The 18,524-nt window shown below is 62.8% G+C and carries 20 protein-coding genes; 12 read left to right on the forward strand and 8 right to left on the reverse strand.

The genetic code is table 11. The features are described from left to right. Position 1 precedes the first annotated feature (1 nt). The 7 genes from CKW13_RS18335 (at position 2) to CKW13_RS18365 (ending at position 7,324) form a co-directional block, all read left to right on the forward strand. The gene (locus tag CKW13_RS18335) at positions 2 to 1,015 is read left to right on the forward strand and encodes a DMT family transporter (protein ID WP_176465139.1); all 1,014 of its coding nucleotides are present in this window, start codon (positions 2 to 4) and stop codon (positions 1,013 to 1,015) included. A gap of 239 nt (positions 1,016 to 1,254) precedes the next feature. Then, complete coding sequence (locus tag CKW13_RS18340) at positions 1,255 to 4,173, forward strand: monovalent cation/H+ antiporter subunit A (protein WP_095110011.1); 2,919 nt, start codon at positions 1,255 to 1,257, stop codon at positions 4,171 to 4,173. Then, positions 4,173 to 4,517 (forward strand): Na+/H+ antiporter subunit C, encoded by a 345-nt coding sequence (locus tag CKW13_RS18345; RefSeq protein WP_005789164.1) that lies wholly within the window; start codon positions 4,173 to 4,175, stop codon positions 4,515 to 4,517. The genes CKW13_RS18340 and CKW13_RS18345 overlap by 1 nt, the downstream gene beginning before the upstream one ends. Continuing rightward, positions 4,514 to 6,199, forward strand: a complete 1,686-nt coding sequence (locus CKW13_RS18350; protein WP_095110012.1) for a monovalent cation/H+ antiporter subunit D — start codon at positions 4,514 to 4,516, stop codon at positions 6,197 to 6,199. The genes CKW13_RS18345 and CKW13_RS18350 overlap by 4 nt, the downstream gene beginning before the upstream one ends. After that, positions 6,196 to 6,684, forward strand: a complete 489-nt coding sequence (locus CKW13_RS18355; protein WP_095110013.1) for a Na+/H+ antiporter subunit E — start codon at positions 6,196 to 6,198, stop codon at positions 6,682 to 6,684. The genes CKW13_RS18350 and CKW13_RS18355 overlap by 4 nt, the downstream gene beginning before the upstream one ends. Next, positions 6,681 to 6,959 carry a K+/H+ antiporter subunit F gene (locus CKW13_RS18360; RefSeq protein WP_095110015.1) on the forward strand — a complete coding sequence of 93 codons (279 nt, stop codon included), beginning with the start codon at positions 6,681 to 6,683 and terminating at the stop codon, positions 6,957 to 6,959. Before CKW13_RS18355 ends, CKW13_RS18360 begins: the two co-directional genes overlap by 4 nt. Next, positions 6,956 to 7,324 carry a Na+/H+ antiporter subunit G gene (locus CKW13_RS18365; protein ID WP_095110016.1) on the forward strand — a complete coding sequence of 123 codons (369 nt, stop codon included), beginning with the start codon at positions 6,956 to 6,958 and terminating at the stop codon, positions 7,322 to 7,324. The genes CKW13_RS18360 and CKW13_RS18365 overlap by 4 nt, the downstream gene beginning before the upstream one ends. On the opposite strand, the gene CKW13_RS18370 is transcribed toward CKW13_RS18365, so the two are convergent. Together CKW13_RS18370 and CKW13_RS18380 are read right to left on the reverse strand one after the other, a co-directional pair. Beyond that, a complete protein-coding gene (locus tag CKW13_RS18370) occupies positions 7,321 to 7,755 on the reverse strand; it encodes a DUF3995 domain-containing protein (protein WP_095110017.1) in 435 nt (144 codons plus the stop codon). The two genes, CKW13_RS18365 and CKW13_RS18370, sit on opposite strands and share 4 nt — an antisense overlap. A gap of 267 nt (positions 7,756 to 8,022) precedes the next feature. Further along, the gene (locus CKW13_RS18380; protein WP_095110019.1) at positions 8,023 to 8,490 is read right to left on the reverse strand and encodes a hypothetical protein; all 468 of its coding nucleotides are present in this window, start codon (positions 8,488 to 8,490) and stop codon (positions 8,023 to 8,025) included. 393 nt (positions 8,491 to 8,883) lie between these two features. Here CKW13_RS18380 and CKW13_RS25025 point away from each other — a divergent pair, with 393 nt between their 5' ends. The 3 genes from CKW13_RS25025 to CKW13_RS18395 all read left to right on the forward strand — a co-directional run bounded on the left by CKW13_RS25025 (position 8,884) and on the right by CKW13_RS18395 (position 9,968). Continuing rightward, the gene (locus CKW13_RS25025; protein ID WP_095110020.1) at positions 8,884 to 9,132 is read left to right on the forward strand and encodes a hypothetical protein; all 249 of its coding nucleotides are present in this window, start codon (positions 8,884 to 8,886) and stop codon (positions 9,130 to 9,132) included. A 153-nt stretch (positions 9,133 to 9,285) separates the two neighbouring features. Continuing rightward, positions 9,286 to 9,516, forward strand: a complete 231-nt coding sequence (locus CKW13_RS18390; RefSeq protein ID WP_095110022.1) for a hypothetical protein — start codon at positions 9,286 to 9,288, stop codon at positions 9,514 to 9,516. Between the two features lie 164 nt (positions 9,517 to 9,680). Further along, positions 9,681 to 9,968, forward strand: coding sequence for a hypothetical protein (locus tag CKW13_RS18395; protein WP_176465140.1), 288 nt, complete (start codon positions 9,681 to 9,683; stop codon positions 9,966 to 9,968). Between the two features lie 4 nt (positions 9,969 to 9,972). Here the strand turns inward: CKW13_RS18395 and CKW13_RS18400 are convergent, their stop codons facing one another. The 3 genes from CKW13_RS18400 to CKW13_RS18410 form a co-directional block, all read right to left on the reverse strand. After that, positions 9,973 to 11,631, reverse strand: coding sequence for a methyl-accepting chemotaxis protein (locus CKW13_RS18400; RefSeq protein WP_371856242.1), 1,659 nt, complete (start codon positions 11,629 to 11,631; stop codon positions 9,973 to 9,975). 97 nt (positions 11,632 to 11,728) lie between these two features. Continuing rightward, complete coding sequence (locus CKW13_RS18405) at positions 11,729 to 12,133, reverse strand: TraR/DksA C4-type zinc finger protein (RefSeq protein WP_095110026.1); 405 nt, start codon at positions 12,131 to 12,133, stop codon at positions 11,729 to 11,731. 354 nt (positions 12,134 to 12,487) lie between these two features. Next, the gene (locus CKW13_RS18410) at positions 12,488 to 12,799 is read right to left on the reverse strand and encodes a hypothetical protein (RefSeq protein WP_095110083.1); all 312 of its coding nucleotides are present in this window, start codon (positions 12,797 to 12,799) and stop codon (positions 12,488 to 12,490) included. Between the two features lie 96 nt (positions 12,800 to 12,895). Here CKW13_RS18410 and CKW13_RS18415 point away from each other — a divergent pair, with 96 nt between their 5' ends. Continuing rightward, positions 12,896 to 13,513 (forward strand): response regulator transcription factor, encoded by a 618-nt coding sequence (locus tag CKW13_RS18415; protein WP_095110028.1) that lies wholly within the window; start codon positions 12,896 to 12,898, stop codon positions 13,511 to 13,513. Between the two features lie 44 nt (positions 13,514 to 13,557). Here CKW13_RS18415 and CKW13_RS18420 read toward each other — a convergent pair whose 3' ends face one another. The 3 genes from CKW13_RS18420 to CKW13_RS18430 all read right to left on the reverse strand — a co-directional run bounded on the left by CKW13_RS18420 (position 13,558) and on the right by CKW13_RS18430 (position 17,123). Further along, positions 13,558 to 13,797: a DUF1652 domain-containing protein gene (locus CKW13_RS18420; protein ID WP_095110030.1), complete on the reverse strand. Its 240-nt coding sequence runs from the start codon at positions 13,795 to 13,797 to the stop codon at positions 13,558 to 13,560. Between the two features lie 215 nt (positions 13,798 to 14,012). Next, complete coding sequence (locus tag CKW13_RS18425; RefSeq protein WP_095110031.1) at positions 14,013 to 15,503, reverse strand: helix-turn-helix transcriptional regulator; 1,491 nt, start codon at positions 15,501 to 15,503, stop codon at positions 14,013 to 14,015. A 102-nt stretch (positions 15,504 to 15,605) separates the two neighbouring features. Next, the gene (locus CKW13_RS18430; protein ID WP_095110033.1) at positions 15,606 to 17,123 is read right to left on the reverse strand and encodes a nucleobase:cation symporter-2 family protein; all 1,518 of its coding nucleotides are present in this window, start codon (positions 17,121 to 17,123) and stop codon (positions 15,606 to 15,608) included. A gap of 556 nt (positions 17,124 to 17,679) precedes the next feature. Between CKW13_RS18430 and CKW13_RS18435 the strand changes: the two genes are divergently transcribed. Beyond that, positions 17,680 to 18,351 (forward strand): GntR family transcriptional regulator, encoded by a 672-nt coding sequence (locus tag CKW13_RS18435; protein WP_095110035.1) that lies wholly within the window; start codon positions 17,680 to 17,682, stop codon positions 18,349 to 18,351. Positions 18,352 to 18,524: the final 173 nt, after the last annotated feature.

The following is an 18,524-nucleotide window of genomic DNA, read 5'->3' on the forward strand; positions in this document are numbered from 1 at the left end:
AATGGCGTTGGGCAGTATACTGCCCAACATTTCGCGCATTGTGCGTCTCACTCCAGGTGTGTGCAAGGTCATGACATCAGCGAAACCCTCGTCTTCCTCTCCTCTGTTCTCGCGGTTCAGCAAAGCCGAGTGCGTACTGGTGTTTATCACCATGATTTGGGGCGGCACCTTTTTACTGGTGCAACATGCGATGACGGTCAGCGGCCCGATGTTTTTTGTCGGCCTACGCTTTGCCGCCGCCGCTGTCATCGTCGCGCTGTTCTCGGCCCGCAGCCTGCGCGGGCTGACGTTTTTTGAGTTGCGCGCCGGAGCCTTTATCGGCGTGTCGATCATGCTCGGCTACGGCTTGCAAACCGTGGGCCTGCAAACCATCCCCAGCAGCCAATCGGCGTTCATCACGGCGCTCTATGTGCCTTTTGTGCCGCTGCTGCAATGGTTGGTGCTGGGGCGCCGCCCTGGGTTGATGCCGAGCATTGGCATCATGCTGGCCTTTACCGGGCTGATGCTGTTATCGGGGCCAGCAGGCGCTTCGTTGAATTTCAGCAGCGGCGAAATTGTCACCCTTATCAGCGCCGTGGCGATTGCTGCGGAAATCATCCTCATCAGCACCTATGCCGGGCAAGTGGATGTGCGCCGGGTCACCTTGGTGCAACTGGCCACTGCCTCGGTGCTGGCCTTTGTGATGATTGTGCCCACCGGCGAGGCGATTCCGTCGTTTTCCTGGCTGCTCCTGGCCAGCGCCGTGGGCCTGGGCGCGGCGAGTGCGGCGATCCAGGTGGCAATGAACTGGGCGCAGAAGAGCGTTTCACCCACTCGGGCCACTCTGATTTACGCCGGTGAACCGGTGTGGGCCGGCATCGCCGGGCGCCTGGCGGGGGAGCGTTTGCCTGCCATCGCCCTGTTCGGCGCGGCACTGATCGTGGTCGCGGTGATCGTCAGCGAACTCAAAACCAAGGGCCAACGCAACACCCCGCCCGGACCGCAAGAAACCCTGGAAAACGAATTGCAGCCCTGACTCCTGTAGTAAGCGGGCTCGCCCGCGCTCAGGCGCGTAGCGACCGTAAATAGGCCGCGCGGCCACTCTATTAGGGCTGCTGCGCAACCCAGCGCGGGCAAGCCCCCTTGCTACTGGGTTGGAGCAACATGGAATCGGTTTTTTCCATACACTCTGTAGGATTCTGCCACAGCTTGGCGGTTGGTGATCTGGGGCACGGCACGTATGATCCTTCGCAAACTTCCGCAGATTAGAAGCCTATGTCCCTGATAGTTCTACTGCTTCTGCCCTTTATAGGCAGCTGTCTAGCGGCCCTGCTGCCGCACAACGCACGCAACACCGAATCCCTGTTGGCCGGCCTCGTTGCCCTGGCCGGCACTATTCAAGTCGCCCTGCTCTACCCGCAAATCGCCGATGGCGGCGTGATCCGTGAGGAATTTTTCTGGTTGCCCAGCCTGGGGCTGAATTTTGTCCTGCGCATGGACGGTTTCGCCTGGCTGTTTTCCTTGCTGGTGTTGGGCATCGGCACCTTGGTGTCGTTGTATGCGCGCTACTACATGTCACCGGACGACCCGGTGCCGCGTTTCTTCGCGTTTTTTCTGGCGTTCATGGGCGCCATGTTGGGCCTGGTGATTTCCGGCAACCTAATCCAGATCGTATTTTTCTGGGAACTGACCAGCCTGTTTTCGTTCCTGTTAATCGGCTATTGGCACCACCGTTCCGACGCCCGCCGCGGTGCCTATATGGCGCTGATGGTGACGGGCGCGGGCGGTTTATGCCTGTTGGCGGGGGTAATGCTGCTCGGCCATGTCGTAGGCAGCTATGACCTGGACAAGGTCTTGGCGGCCGGTGATCTGATCCGCGCCCATGCCCTCTACCCCGTTTTACTGCCCCTGATCCTGATCGGTGCGCTGAGCAAGAGCGCGCAGTTTCCCTTCCATTTCTGGCTGCCCCACGCCATGGCCGCGCCGACGCCGGTGTCGGCTTACTTGCATTCGGCAACCATGGTCAAGGCCGGTGTGTTCCTGCTGGCGCGGCTGTGGCCCGCGCTGTCAGGCAGTGAGCAATGGTTCTACATCGTCAGCGGCGCCGGCGCCTGCACCCTGTTGCTGGGTGCCTACTGCGCGATGTTCCAGAACGACCTCAAGGGCCTGCTGGCCTATTCCACCATCAGCCACTTGGGGCTGATTACCCTGCTGCTAGGCCTCAACAGCCCGCTGGCGGCGGTGGCGGCGGTGTTCCACATTCTCAACCACGCCACGTTCAAGGCCTCGCTGTTCATGGCCGCCGGGATCATCGACCACGAAAGCGGCACCCGGGACATCCGCAAGCTCAGCGGCCTGATAAAACTGATTCCATTCACCGCCACCCTGGCCATGGTGGCCAGTGCCTCGATGGCTGGCGTGCCGCTGCTCAACGGTTTCCTGTCTAAGGAGATGTTCTTCGCCGAGACGGTGTTCATCTCCGCCACCGCGTGGGTGGAAACCGCGCTGCCGGTGATCGCGACCATTGCCGGTACGTTCAGCGTCGCCTATTCCCTGCGCTTCACCGTGGACGTGTTCTTCGGCCCGCCTGCCACCGACCTGCCCCATACACCCCACGAACCGCCGCGTTGGATGCGTGCGCCGGTGGAATTGCTGGTGTTTACCTGCCTGTTGGTGGGGATTTTTCCGGCACAAATGGTCGGTTCGCTGCTGGCCGCTGCGGCACTGCCGGTGGTGGGCGGCACCTTGCCCCAGTACAGCCTAGCCATCTGGCACGGCTGGAACGCGCCGATGATTATGAGCCTGATCGCCATGACCGGCGGCATCGTGCTGTACCTGGTGCTGCGCAATCAGTTGCGCCACGGCCGCTTCGCCCATGCGCCGCTTATCAACCGTTTTAACGGCAAGCGCCTGTTCGAGCGTGGCCTGGTCATCATGATGCGTTGGGCCCGGCGCCTGGAGCGCTTCATCAGCACTCGGCGCTTGCAGACCCAGTTGTTTTGGCTGGTGCTGGCGGCGGTGCTGGCCGGCCTGATCCCCATGCTCCACAGTTCCCTGAGCTGGGGCGACCGGCCGAAGATCCCCGGTTCCATCGTGTTCGTCACCCTCTGGCTGCTGGCTATCGCCTGCGCCCTCGGCGCCGCGTGGCAGGCCAAGTACCACCGGCTCGCGGCCCTGACCATGGTCAGCGTCTGCGGCCTGATGACCTGCGTGACCTTCGTCTGGTTCTCCGCGCCAGACCTGGCCCTGACCCAGTTGGTGGTTGAGGTGGTGACCACGGTGCTGATCCTGCTGGGCCTGCGCTGGTTGCCACGGCGCATCGAAGAGGTCTCGCCATTGCCCAGCAGCCTGCGCAAGGCACGGATGCGGCGCCTGCGCGATTTGCTGCTGTCCACGGTGGTCGGCGGCGGCATGGCGTTGTTGTCCTACGCGATGCTGACGCGCCAGACCCCCAACGACATTTCCTCCTTCTACCTCAGCCGCGCCCTGCCTGAAGGCGGCGGCAGCAATGTGGTGAATGTGATGCTGGTGGATTTCCGGGGTTTCGACACCCTGGGCGAAATCACCGTGCTGGCCGCCGTGGCGCTTACCGTCTACGCCCTGCTGCGCCGCTTCCGCCCACCCAAGGAGAGCATGCAGCTCCCCGCCCAGCAGCGCCTACTGGCGCCGGACGTGGTCACCGACCTGGTCAACCCACGCCAGGCCAGCGACACAGCGCTGGGCTTCATGATGGTGCCGGCGGTGCTGGTACGCCTGCTGCTGCCGATTGCCCTGGTGGTGTCGTTCTACCTGTTCATGCGCGGGCACAACCAACCTGGCGGTGGTTTTGTCGCCGGGCTGGTGATGTCGGTGGCGTTCATCCTGCAGTACATGGTCGCCGGCACGCAGTGGGTCGAGGCCCAGATGAGCCTGCGCCCCATGCGCTGGATGGGCACCGGGCTGCTGTTCGCCAGCGTCACGGGGTTGGGCGCCATGGCGGCGGGCTATCCGTTCCTGACCACCCACACCTGGCACTTTGCACTGCCGCTTTTGGGGGATATCCATATCGCCAGCGCGCTGTTCTTCGATGTGGGCGTGTACGCGGTGGTGGTCGGCTCCACCCTGTTGATTCTCACTGCCCTGGCGCACCAATCGGTGCGTGGCCACAAGCCTGGCACCCCATCCAAACCCGTCCTCGCGCCTGGAGCCGCCTAATGGAAGAAGTCATTGCAATTGCCATTGGGGTGCTCGCCGCGTCCGGCGTCTGGCTGGTGCTGCGGCCACGGACGTTCCAAGTGGTGATGGGCCTGTGCCTGCTGTCTTATGGGGTCAACCTGTTCATTTTCAGCATGGGCAGCCTGTTTATCGGCAAGGAGCCGATCATCAAGGACGGCGTGCCGCAGGATTTGCTCAACTACACCGACCCGTTGCCCCAGGCCCTGGTGCTTACGGCCATCGTCATCAGTTTCGCCATGACCGCCCTGTTCCTGGTGGTCTTGCTGGCCTCCCGGGGCTTGACCGGCACCGACCATGTCGATGGCCGGGAGCCTAAAGAATGAACGGGATGACCCACCTGATCGCTGCCCCCATCCTGTTGCCGCTGCTCACCGCCGCGTTGATGCTGATGCTGGGCGAGAAGCGGCGCCCGCTCAAGGCGCGCCTGAACCTGTTCTCCAGCATTCTGGGGCTGGGTATCTCCATCGCCCTGCTGCAATGGACGATGCGCACCGAGGTGCCCGGCGCCATCGGCGTCTACCTGCCGGGCAATTGGCAAGTGCCCTTCGGCATCGTGCTGGTGGTCGATCGTCTGTCGGCACTGATGCTGGTGCTGACCGGGATCATCGGCGTGTGCGCCCTGCTGTTTGCGATGGCGCGCTGGGACCGTGCCGGTTCGAGCTTCCACGCCTTGTTCCAGATCCAGTTGATGGGTCTGTATGGCGCGTTCCTCACAGCGGATCTGTTCAACCTGTTCGTGTTCTTCGAGGTACTGTTGGCCGCCTCCTACGGCTTGATGCTCCACGGCTCTGGGCGCCCGCGGGTGTCGGCGGGCCTGCACTACATCTCGATCAACCTGCTGGCCTCTTCGCTGTTTCTGATTGGCGCGGCGCTGATTTATGGGGTGACCGGCACCCTGAACATGGCCGACCTGGCGCTGAAGATTCCCCTGGTGCCCGAGGCCGATCGCGGCCTGCTGCACGCCGGTGCGGGAATCCTGGCCGTGGCGTTTCTGGCCAAGGCCGGGATGTGGCCGCTGAATTTCTGGCTGGTGCCGGCCTACTCCGCCGCCAGCGCACCGGTGGCGGCAATGTTCGCGATCATGACCAAGGTTGGCGTGTACACCTTGCTGCGCCTGTGGACCTTGCTGTTTTCCGGGCAGGCCGGCGCCTCGGCGTACTTTGGCGGCGATTGGCTGATCTACGGGGGTATGGCCACCATTGTCTGCGCCGCCCTGGCGATTCTCGCCGCCCAGCGCCTGGAGCGCATGGCCAGCCTGAGCATCCTCGTCTCCGCCGGGATCCTGCTGTGCGCCGTCGGTTTCGCCCAGCCCAGCCTGGTTGCAGCGGCGCTGTTCTACCTGGTCAGCTCGACCCTGGCCTTGAGCGCACTGTTCTTGCTGGCCGAGTTGATCGAGCGCTGCCGTTCGGTCCATGAATCGGCATTGGAAGACGAGGCCGAAGCCCTGCCGCGCATCCCGGCATCGGCGCAACCGATCAAGGGCACCAACCTCGATGACGATCAAAAAGCCGTAGTCGGCCAGGTAATCCCCTGGACCATGGCGTTCCTGGGCCTGAGCTTCATCGCCTGCGCGCTGCTGATTATCGGCATGCCGCCACTGTCGGGGTTTATCGGCAAGCTGAGCCTGATGAGCGCCCTGCTCAACCCCATGGGCCTGGGCGCCGACAGCGACGCGCCGATCCCGGGCGCGGCCTGGGGCCTGCTGGCGCTGCTGATTCTCTCGGGGTTGGCGTCGTTGATCGCCTTCTCGCGCCTGGGCATCCAGCGCTTCTGGACCCCCGAAGAACGCCCCTCGCCGTTGCTGCATCGCCTGGAGTGCGTGCCCATCATCTTGCTGGTGGGCCTGAGCATCGGTATGACCTTCAAGGCCGAGCCGCTGCTGCGCTACACCCAGGCCGCCGCGCAGAGCCTGAATAACCCCGAGCAGTACGTGATGGCCGTGCTCGGCACCCGGGCAGTTCCCAGCCCCGAAGCCCGTGCCGCAGGCGCGCAGGTGCAACCATGAAACGTCTGTTCCCGGCTCCCTGGCTGTCCCTGGCGCTCTGGCTGTTGTGGCTGGTGCTGAACCTGTCCTTGAGCGCTGGCAATCTGCTGCTCGGCGCGCTCCTGGGGCTTGTCGCGCCCTTGATGATGCGGCCGTTGCGGCCGCTGCCAATCCGCATCCGCCGCCCCGGTGTGATCCTGCGCCTGGTCCTGCGGGTGGGCCAGGATGTGCTGGTGTCCAACTTGTTGGTGGCGTGGGGCGTGCTCAGGGCCGGGCGCTGCCCGCCGCGCTCGCGCTTTGTCAAAGTGCCGCTGCAACTGCGCGACGCCAATGGCCTGGCCGCGCTGTCGATGATTACCACGGTGGTGCCCGGCACGGTGTGGTCGGAACTGGCCCTGGACCGCAGCGTACTGCTGCTGCACGTGTTCGACCTGGATGACGAAGCGCGGTTTATCCAGCATTTCAAGGCGGCCTATGAGCGGCCATTGATGGAGATCTTTGAATGAGCCCCCTGCTCGCCAACGCGATACTCGTGAGCCTGTTCATTTTTTCCCTGGCCATGGTCCTGACCCTGGTGCGCCTGTTCCAGGGCCCCTCGGCCCAGGACCGGGTTCTGGCGCTGGACTACCTGTACATCATCGCCATGCTGATGATGCTGGTGCTGGGCATCCGCTACGCCAGTGACACCTACTTCGAGGCCGCGCTGCTGATCGCCCTGCTGGGTTTTGTCGGCTCGTTTGCCTTGGCCAAGTTCCTGCTGCGCGGCGAGGTGATCGAATGAACAGCGTCAGCCAATTGTCGATCTGGATCGAACTACCGGTGGGCATCCTCTTGGTGCTCAGCAGCCTGTTCACCCTGGCAGGCGCCTGGGGCATGGTGCGCATGAAGGACTTCTTCCAGCGCATGCACCCGCCGGCCCTGGCCTCCACACTCGGGGCGTGGACCGTGGCGCTGGCCTCGATCCTCTACTTTTCGGCGCTCAAGGAAGGCCCCGTGCTGCATGCCTGGCTGATCCCGATCCTGCTGTCGATCACCATGCCGGTGACCACCCTGCTGCTGGCCCGGGCGGGTCTGTTCCGCAAGCGCATGGCCGGCGACGACGTGCCGGCGGAAATCAGCAGCCGCCGCACCGATGGCGGCAATTAACCCCAGGCCACTGCCAGCAAGCCCAGGCCCAGCAACACGCACAGCGGCGAGTAGGCCCAGGTATCGCGGCGGGCAAAGGTGGAACCGCGGATACGCTTGAAAAAACCCACGGCCTTGAAATCGCCAATGGCCCGCAGGAACATCCCCAGGGCCACCGCACTGAGAAACCACTGCAAGGCCCCATGGGTGATGGCCGGCAAGCCCAGGCCGGCGCGCAGGCACACCAGGGTGGCAATCACCCACAGCACCACCGCCACCTTGAACGTGCCCGCAGGCGTGGGCACGAATGCCGGGCGCATTTCCCCGGTTTTGCCCGGCACCTTGGGCACCGCCGCATCACACCCCGCCTTGCCGCCCAGCGACCAATAGACGTGAACCAGGCTGAGCACGGCGAACACCGCCGCCAACGTGTAGGCAATCAAAAGCGTCATGAACCGTCTTCCTTGCGATCAAGAGGAAGCAAAGCATGCCTGCGCGCGGGGGATTTTGTAAGGCTCAGTTGCCGGCGCTGGCCTGCAATTGCGCCAGTTCCCGGCGCACCATGTTCGCGTAGGCCGGCGGGCGCAGGCTGTAGAGCTGGGCGGCGACCCAGTTCAGCCATGCAGCCTGCAGGGTGGCCTTTTGCGCGAAGAGTTACTGCGCCTGGGCCTTGGCGCTGGCCTCATGCTCACGGTGAAAGTCGGCACGCCCAGGGAGTGTCACTCGCTGGCCTTGAAGGTCAGTTCGCCCTTGCGCCATTTGGCGGCTTTGGCCGTGGCGGCCTTGAGGGACTTGGTAAGGCCTTCGCTCAGTTGTTGGTGGGCGGCGAACACCGTCACCACGCTCTGCCCTTCCTTGAACACGATGCCGTGACCGTCGGCGGTGGTAACAAAGGCGTAGTCACCCAGGCCATAAACCGTGAGCTTGATTTCGCGGAACTTGATTTCCAGCTTGCCGCCTTCACGGCTGGGCAACACCGCGGCGCGAAAATGATCGCCGACCTTGAGTTCCAGCCCAGGCTTGTCATCGACTACCAGCGCGGTTTCGGTGTCGAGTTCGGCAATGTAAATGCCTTCGGCGGTTTGTTCGGTGATGTAAACAAAACGTGATTGAAACTGTTTGACCAGTTTTGCGCGTAAATCGCCGAGCACGAACAACGCGTGCATATCCAGATTACTTACTGCCAAGGAGACGTCCCCGAATATAAAAATGACTCCGCCTGCGCGAACGGCAGACAGCACAAAAAAACGACCAGGTCGACAGTGTCACCCTATGGGCTAAGGCTCATCCCCCTGAGAACCGGCCCAGGAAGCCTAACGGAGCGAGGTCGATACTGCGCGCTTAAGCAGTCATCAGGCCTTGTAGGAATTCCCCCCTATAGCGTCCAGAAAAAAATGGACTATCGATCCTGGGGAAAAAACCGCGACAAAAAAAGCACTTTTCCGGCAGAAGGCATGCAAAAAAATGCCTTAGATAAAAGGCAGCCGCTGCGCAAAGAACGCAATTCTAGAGCAGCGACGCTGACCGAAACCAGCTATTCAACGAATTTACGCCGGTACGAACCGAGAAAAGGACTTCCCATGCACACTTTCCAACCTTGCGCGCAACACCCCCTCACCCGCATCGGCAATCAGGTGCCCAGCGCCAGTACCACAGACTTTTCTGCCCAGCCGGAGCGCGAATATATACCTTTGCTGCGTTATCAAGTGATACCTGCAGGTAAGAATTTTTTCCATATCCAGGAGATATCTACGGGTCGGATACGAGGATTCCGACGTCTTCATCGTGAGGCTTGTGCCCTGGCCCGGCATTTGGAAGAACTTATCTGACGTCTACACAGCCCCGACAGCCCTGTTGTTTTGTCGTCCCCCTGACTTAACTCAGCTACCGCCGGGCAACAACTGCCATACTGCCCCGATTCTCGAGGGGGGCCTGCCAGCCGCCCCTCAAAACCCACAATAATTTCCAGGGGAACGCGCTACGTGACGGAATTTGATATCGGTGAGTTTTTCATCCATGGCGAGGCCAGGGAAGTGGAAGGCGAATTCCAGGCAGTGATCGTGATGCGCGCCAAGCCGCCGCTGAAAACCGTGACTTGCCATCAGGTCGAGAAAGATCGCTGGTTCAAGACCGCCGAAGTCGCCGCCGTGGCCGCGCGGGAAGCGGCGCTGTCACTCAAGGCCGCCGTTGACCAGGGTGCGTTGAACGCCTGATACCGAGCGCCGGGCCTTCAGAATGCGCCCGGCAGACCGATACAGCAGGCGAGCCCCCGTTTAAGAGCATCATGATGATTAACTTGAATCCGCCCGCTCGCCTGCCCGAGACCCTCGCCCCTACGGCGCCCGTCTTCCAGGAAGCCGCTCCTCTGAACGCCAGAATGCCCAGCACCTCAGCCCCCAGCTCGGGCAGCACCCTGGAAGCGAAGAAAGAGCGGGTCAAGCAGCTGAAAAAACAGATCGAGCAACTGCAACAGAAGTTGCGCCGCGCCACTGCCCGCGCGGCGGCGGTGAAAAGTGCCCGCTACACCTCGCAAACCGCTCGGATGCAGGCCGTGTCCGCAGCCCAGGCCAAGGTGCTGGCCTTGAGCAGCGCAATCACCCTGGCCACCACGGCCCTGCTCCAGGCTGAAATCAGCCTGATCGGCACCGTAGACACCTCGGCCTGAAGCCTCAGCGCGGCGCCTCGGGTTTGTAGCCCAGGCGCAAGCCGCCCCAATGCCGGCCCTTGAGCATGATCGGCACTGACAGGTCGTGCATCAGTTCGCCAGTATCGCGGGTGTAGGTCTGCAACAGCACAGCCTGCTCATGGCTACCGCAACGGATGCCGGTGCGGTCGGCGAATTTGCGCTTGGTGCGGTTGCCCACCGCGTCCACCTGCTGGTCGCCCGTCAGCGGTTGGCTGAACACCTTGTTGTGGGTCGGCACATAGCCCTGTTGAGTGCAGGCGATGGCAAACACCAGGCCATCGTGGCGCGGCAGCAGCGACTCCTGGATCGGCGGCAGGACCTGATCGGTGTAGCGGTCGAAGCGGGTCTGGTATTTGGTGGGCGAGGTGTTGGGAATGGCCTGGTAATGGCGGTCGAACAAATCGTCGAGGCTGATGCGGCCCTGGTCGATGTCCGCCTCGAACTGCTCGGCAATCCGGCTCGCGCCTTCGCGGGCCAGGTCGTAGACACGCTGGTGGTAGTCATCCAAGCCCACTTCCGCCAGGCGTTCGCTGATGGTTTCGGCCTGGCCTTCCATCTGCACCGCCGCCACGGCCAGGTTTTGCGTTTGCTGGTCGCTGATGGCCAGGTCGCTGCGCATCTGCTCCACGGCGTGGAACAGGCTGTCGAGTTGCTCGCGGTTGGTTTGCGCGCCCTTGGCGATGTCGCTGACCTGATCCTCCACCCCCGCCGCAAGGCGCGCGATGTGGTCCAGGGACTGGCCGGTGAGCTCCACCTGCTCCACGCCGGTGTTGAGGTCGGTGGACAACTGGCGGATCTGCTCCACCACTTGGGCCGTGCGCTGCTGGATATCGGCCACCATCACCCCGACCTCATCGGTGGCCGTGGCAGTACGCCCGGCCAAACCGCGCACCTCGTCCGCTACCACGGCAAAGCCGCGCCCGTGTTCGCCGGCCCGTGCCGCCTCGATAGCCGCGTTGAGGGCCAGCAGGTTGGTCTGGTTGGCGATGGACTGGATCACCAGGGTCACCCGCTGGATTTCCTCGCTGCGCACGCTCAGGGCCTCGATCAACTGGCGGCTGTCGCTGGCGCGCTGGCTAAGCAGGTGCATGCGGCTGATGGACTCGGCCAGCACCGCCCGCCCCTGGGCGCTGCTCTGGTGCGCCTCGCTGGCCGCGCTCAGGGCCTGGAGGCTGAGTTGGGAGGTGGTTTTCTCGGTGTCGATCATCACCTCGGCACTGCCGACGATGCGATCGGCGGCATCCAGTTGCGACTGCAACTTGCCCGCCAGTTGCTTGACCGCATAGGCCACGCCAGCGGCAGACAGTGCGTTATGGCTGGTGGTGTAAGACAGGTCTCGCGTCAGTGCGGCCATGTTTGCGTCCGCTTGTGGCTCGACGTCCTCGGTGGCCTTGCGCAAGCGCAGGCGCGGCAGCCAGACGATCACTATGGCCAGCGGCAGGCACAGGTAGGCAGGCCAGCCACCCAGGGCCATGGCGGCGAACAACGCAGTGAGGCCCAGGCTTTGCAGGGTCGGCGCCCACCAGCGCGCCGGGGAGCGGGCCTTGGAAGGCTGGACCAGGGATCCATCTCTTGTCATGTCTATTATCCCGCTGCTTTTTATTGTGTCCGGATTAAACGCCACTATCAGGCCATTATCCATGGTCCCTTAGTCGTGGGTTTGCAGCAGATCAATACAAGTGCGTGGCGCGGGATGCAGCCGTCGCCCGCGCGGCGGGCAAAGGCTGGCAGAACGGGGATCAGGCTTGACGCTGGTGCTTGTCGATTTGCTCGTGGCGCTCTTGCGCTTCGATGCAGTACTTGGTGGTCGGGCTAATCAGCAGGCGCTTGAGGCCGATCGGCTCGCCGCTGTCGTCGCACCAGCCAAAGGTATCGTCGGCGATCCGGCCCAGGGCCATTTCCAGCTGCGGCAGCATGCGCTGGTCGCGGTCGATGACGTTCACCAGCCAGTGACGTTCTTCCTCGACCGACGCCGCGTCAGCCGGGTCGGCCGGGGTGTCCAGGCTCTCAATGGCAATGCGGCTCTGCTCGATACGCTCGTGGGTTTCGACCTTCATGCTCTGCAACAGCTCGGTGAAGAAAGCCAGTTGCTCGGCATTCATGTAGTCATCCGCCGGCATGGCCAGCAACTTATCCTTTGTCATTGATTTCTCTATAAAAAATACGTGCATTAAGGCGAATAAGGGAGCGTTCCGCTCGGCCTCTGCAGGCCATCGCAAAGGCGCCATACATTCCAAGCGCCACCCGGCACTCAATTTACGAGGGGCGGCAGTCTAAGGCCGACTTGAGGGCGCAGCAACTGAAATGACAGCGAATGTGTCCTACAACAGCGTTTCAGTGCGCTGGCGCAGGGTTTGGGCGGTCATCGGAGTGCGTTTATAGCAATAAATTCAATGATTCGGGGCGCCAGGCAAGACAAACCGCTATCGCAAACCACCCCTGCTGGCTTACTTTCAGGCACAAAAAATCGCTTTCACACTGGCCGATACTCCGGGGGCTTACTTACGCTTGTAGCTTTTATTACCCGCAGGTGTCAGGCAGTACACACCGCCTCGCGGCCCGGTGCAGAAGCTGCCCGTGCCACAGGCACAGCCCTCGGCGTCTTGCACCAGAGTGTTGGCCCGGGTCGCGGTACTGCCGCCGTATCGGGCCGAGCAACTTCTTTTTGAAGCACTGATGGAGCCGTCGTTGCACAGAAACAGCTCGCCATCGCAGCGGTCGATACCGCCTTTCTTGCCCGAACATGGCGTGTTGCCGGCCCAGGCATCGGCGCTGATGAGCAACGACAAAGCGACCACAAGTAACGGCATCCAGCCACGGCATTTGAGTGCGCCCACGGTTCAACATCCTTTTTGAGAGATGGCCTAATGATATCAGCGTTTTTTCGCCCCACGGGGGTTTAACCGATGAGCCGCGTGCTCATCATCGACAGCGACACGGCTACGGCCCGGCAACTGGGCGCCGTGCTCCAGAGCCTTGGCCTTGAATGGGATTGGCGCAGCGACCCGCGCGAAGGCCTCGAGTGCGCGGTGGGCGGCCAGTATGCGCTCATCATCCTCGCCCCCTCCCCGGCAGGCCTGGATGCGGCAGCCATGGCCAGCACCCTGCGCGCCCTCGGCGTATTGACGCCGCAGTGGGTGTTGGACAACCCGCCACCAGCGCCTGCGGACTTGCTCGCCGGCGTGCGCCGTTTACTGCAAGCGCGGCCCGCAGGGCCTGGGGAGCGGCTGCGCCTGGCCAACCTGGAACTGGACTTGCGCCAACGCCAGGCCCACCGCGCAGGCCAACTGCTGGCCCTGCAACCTACCGAATACAAAGTATTGGAATGCCTGATGCGCCACAGCGGCACCCTGCTCTCACGCCAGCGAATTTTTGAAACCGTGTGGGGGTATCGCTTCGACCCGGGCACCAACCTGATCGACGTGCATATCGCACGTCTACGCCGCAAGGTCGATAGGCCGGGGCAGATTGCGTTGATCCGCACCGTGCACGGGCGCGGGTACTTAATGGTGGCGCCCGCCTGAGTCGCCTCCGGCTCCTTTTAACCGCAGGCCCAGGCCTGACATGGCTACATCGCCGCGAGGCCGTTGCTTTGCAGCTCGTAGCGCAGTTCTTCAATCAGGGCATCGACGTCCCGGGAGGTCATCAAGCGCTCCAGGCGCAGCCCTGTCACTACCAGGTCCACACGATCACTGTAGGGGTCATAGATACGCACGGTCAGCGACGGTCCCGGATGCACATCGCACTCACAAGCCAGGGGCTCGAAACTGCGGGCCAGGGTTTCACGCAACGCGGCAAGAGCAGTCAATGGCGAACCCTCTGCAGGGGCGCCGTCAACGTCCATTGGCACAGGCCCGCGTGGCGCGGGAGGCAGGTTTGTTGGTACATGGCCTTTCCTTTTATGGCTTCGAATCGACGACGACACCCCCATGGGCGGTGTCGCCAGTCCAAAGATTAGGAAACGCTCACGCCAGGCAACAGCCGAATTTGCACCGCTTGTACTAGTGCATTTGCACCCAGGGCTTATTTGCTGCCACGCCGCTCCCCGGCGAACAGGCCGCGCTCACGGGCCCAGACAATCGCCTCGCTGCGGCTGTGCACGTCGAGTTTGGAGTACACCGTGGCCACGTGATTGCGCACGGTGTTGGGCGCCAGGCCCAGGCGTGCGGCCACTTCTTTATCGGCCAGGCCTTCGCAGATCAAGCGCAGCACATCGCGCTCGCGGGCCGTAAGGTCGGTGAAGGACACACTCGAAGGTGTGGCCGAGCGCACGCTCTTCACGTTGGCGAGTTTTTCGATCAGGGTCTGGCTGAACCACGAGGCGTCCTGCATCACCTCTTCAATGGCGGCCACCAGCTCAAGCTCGGTGCGCTTGCGCTCGGTGATATTCATCAGCACCAGCAAGTAACAGGCGCTGTCGTGGATGCTGACCGTGTCCGCCGACACCACGCAATCGATCAACCCGGCCTGTTTGCTGCGGATCTTCAGGTCATGGCCCTCGACACTGCCGTTTTTTTGCAACTGGGCGAACAGCCGCGAGCAGGCTTGCTGGTCGTCGATCACACCTATTTCGTCCACGGTTTTACCCAGCAACTCCTGCGCGCTGTAACCGGTAATGGTGAGGAAGGCTTCGTTGACGTCCAGCAGGCACTGGTCCTCGGCGCGGCACACCAGGGTCGGCACAGGCGTGAGGCGGAACGACTTGGCAAAGCGCTCCTCGCTTTGGCGCAATGCCAGTTCGGCGCGGCGCCGCGGCTCCAGGTCCATAAAGGAAAACAGCATGCAGTCCTGGCCGTTCAAATCCAGCGGCTGGCCCGCGACGATCACCAGTTTGCTGCTGCCATCGGGCAGGCGCAGTTCGGCCTGCATCTGCGGGATGGTCGCGCCCCGGCTCAGGCGTTCGACGGCCAGGTCCTTGTCGTCGGCGCCTTCAAGCACATCCAGTTCGTACACCGAGCAGCCGATCACCTGGTCGCGGCCGTAGCCGGTCATCTCCACAAAGCCCTGGTTGACCTTGAGGTAGCGCAAGTCGCTGAGGCGGCAGATCACCGCCGGCGCGGGGTTGGCGTTGAAGGTTTTCTCGAAACGCTGCTCGGCGCCGGCCCACTCGGTGGCGTCGCTGAGGATCAGCACCAAAGACTCCGGCTCGCCGCTGCGATCGGTGAGGATCATGCTGCGGATGCGATGCACCCATGTGCGCTCGGGCGTGGCGCGGCGCACCACTTCCACCAACAGGTCGCTGAACACTTCGCCCTTGGCGACGCGGCTGATGGGGTAGTTATCGACGGACAGAGGGTGGTTGTTGCGATAGCGCAGGGCGAAATGCCGGGCGTACTCGCGGGCATTGGCACCCAACTCGCTGACCTGGCTGACGCCGTGCATGGCCAGCGCAGCGTCATTGGCCCAGAGGATGCTCTGGTCGGTTTCCATCAGGATCACGCCGTCCGACAGGCCGGAAATGATCTGTTGCAACTGGCGGCGCGTGGTTTCGGTGGCTAGAACGTCCCGGCTCATGGCATCTCCTCAAAGTGCATGAAGAGTACGACCGCGGGCGGTGGCGATCGTGCGCCTGACGTTTGTAGCAAGCGGGCGAGCCCGCTTGCTACAACAACGGCATCAGGCGCTGCTGGTTTGCGCGTTGCTGGCCTTGGGGCTGCGCAGCGGCTCGGCGGTTTCTTCTACCAGGGAAATCTCGTTGCCTTCGGCATCGTGCAGCTTGCCGCCCTTGAAGTAGTCGCCCTCGCGCAGCGCCGCGATGTCCTGGAAGCACAGGCTGCGCTCGGTGCCGGCGACGAACACCGACTGCTGGTCGGAGTTGCCGGCCTTGAAGTGGTTGAAGGTCAGGTTCAGGACGATGGCCATGATCGCCGAGGAACTGATGCCGGAATGAAAAATGGTCGCAAACCAGCTCGGGAAGTGGTCGTAGAAGTTCGGCGCGGCGATGGGGATCATGCCAAAGCCAATGGAGGTGGCGACGATAATCAGGTTCATGTTGTTGCGGTAATCGACCTTGGACAGGCTGCGGATACCGCTGGCCGCCACGGTGCCGAACAGCACGATTCCGGCGCCGCCCAGTACCGAGGTGGGCACTGCGGCAATCACCCGGCCCATCACCGGCAACAGGCCGAGGATCACCAGGATCAGGCCGCCGGTGGCCACCACATAGCGGCTCTTGACCCCGGTCACCGCCACCAGGCCCACGTTCTGGGCGAACGCGCTCTGGGTGAACGACCCGAACACCGGGGCGAACATGCTCGACAGCATGTCGGCGCGCAGGCCATTGCCCAGGCGCTTGGAATCGACCTTGGTGTTGATGATTTCACCCACGGCCAGGATATCGGCGCTGGTTTCCACCAGCGTCACCATGACCACGATGCACATGGACAGGATGGCCGCCACATGGAACGTGGGCATGCCGAAGTGGAACGGCGTGGGGAAACCAAACATCGGGCCCTGGGTGACGGTGGAGAAATCCGCCATGCCCAGCGCCACGGCAATCAGGGTGCCGATGACCATCGCCAGCAGGATCGACAGGCGGGAAATGGTGGCGCTGCCGATCTTGCTCAAGAACAGCACCAGCACCAGGGTGATGGCCGCCAGGCCGATGTTGGCCATGCTGCCGAAGTTTTCGGCGCGGCTGTTGCCGCCCATGGCCCAGCGTGCCGCCACGGGCATCAGCGTCAGGCCGATGGTGGTGATGACAATGCCGGTGACCAGGGGCGGAAAGAACTTGGTGATCCGCGAAAACACCGGGGTTATCAAGAGCCCGATCAACGACGCGACAATCACCGCCCCCAGGATCGCCTGGATACCGCCACCGCCATCGCTGCCGACAATCGCCACCATGGTCGCCACGCCGGCAAAGGACACGCCCTGCACCAGCGGCAACTGGCAACCGAAAAACGGCAGGCCCAGGGTTTGCAACAGCGTCGCCAAGCCGCCGGCGAACAGCGACGCGGCGATCAGCAGGCCGATGTCCGCCGGCGAGAGCCCGGCCGCCTGGCCGACGATCAGTGGCACGGCCACGATCCCCCCGTACATGGTCAACACGTGTTGCAGGCCATAGGCCATGTTGGCGCCCACGCCCAGGTTCTCGTCTTCGGGCCGCCGCGGTGAAACAGGAGGGGTATTCATGGTGTGAGGGTTCTCTCTGTTTTTTGTTATGGCGCCACTGTATGCAACATTCAGAACAACTGTCTATAGAGTTGTATACAATTTGTCGCGCCATCGCCTTGACCCTGGCACCAAACCTGTGATCCAGAGCCTGCGACCACCGATCCGCCGACGGATCTCGTGCCGGTCGAAACCGACCAGCGGTCAGCCTTTGCAAACCCCTTGCCAGCCTGCGCGGGGGTACGCAACAGCCTTAAAACAGGGGTTAGCCGCAAGCCGAATGGCGGCCGCTACGCAGCCGGGCGCGAGCGAGCCCCCTTGCTACAGGGAAATCTGTACGCAATTTCTGAAGTCTTTGTTTCTGATTAAACGCACGCGTAGGTCCACTCTCAATTAAGGTTGCGCCCAACCCTAGTGCACAATCGCGCCTCCCGCCCGCCATCGGGCAATCAGCGGGTGATCGGCGACGGATCGGCACTCTATTAATGAAGGGCGACGGGGACGTGTCGTTGCGGGAGGCTACGCAGGGGAGAAATTCGTATACCATATCCGCACCTCACTTCGAACGATCGCCACCGTGACCCTACCTAAACTCAACGCGCCGGACCTGGGCAACACGCCTTCGACTTCGGAAATCATCACCCGGCACCTGCGCGACGCCATCGTCGCCGGGCATTTCGACGAGGACGAGCCGATCCGCCAGGACGACATCGCCCGCCAGTTCAATGTCAGCAAAATCCCCGTGCGCGAAGCCCTCAAACGCCTGGAGGCCGAAGGCCTGGTGATCTTCCAGCGCAACCGCGGGGCGATGGTCACGCGTATTTCCGAGCCGGAACTGGCGCAGATGTTCGAGGTGCGCATGCTGCTCGAAGACAAGGTGCTGCGCCTGGCCATCCCCAACATGACCGAAGAAACCTTTACCCGCGCCGAAAGCATCTGCCAGGAATTCATCGGCGAAAACGACGTGGGCCGCTGGGCCGAACTGAACTGGGAACTGCACGCCTGCCTCTACGAACCGGCGCAGCGGCCGTTTCTGGTGAGCCTGATCCGCTCGGTCAACGACAAGCTGGAGCGCTACCTGCGCATGCAAATGAGCCTCTCGGCGGGCAAGGAGCGGGCCGACCACGAACACCGCGACATCCTCGACGCCTGCCGCGCCAAGGACGTGGAACGCGCCGTGGCCCTGCTGGATGAACACATCGCCGGCGTCTGCGCCACCCTGCTCGAACACTTGCCCCGGGCCAACTGAAACACGCCGGCCATAGGCCGCCATCGCGAGCAGGGCTCGCTCCCACAGTTGAACTGTGGTGTGGGTGAGATTTTCATTTTTTCTCTGTGGGAGCGAGCCTGCTCGCGATGGCGGCATTGCATCTGCTAAAAGTGCATCGCCTGCCCCGGCCTCATCCCGGGCAAGCCCGCTCC

It is taken from the genome of Pseudomonas sp. Irchel 3E20 (genome assembly GCF_900187645.1).
Lineage (GTDB): Bacteria > Pseudomonadota > Gammaproteobacteria > Pseudomonadales > Pseudomonadaceae > Aquipseudomonas.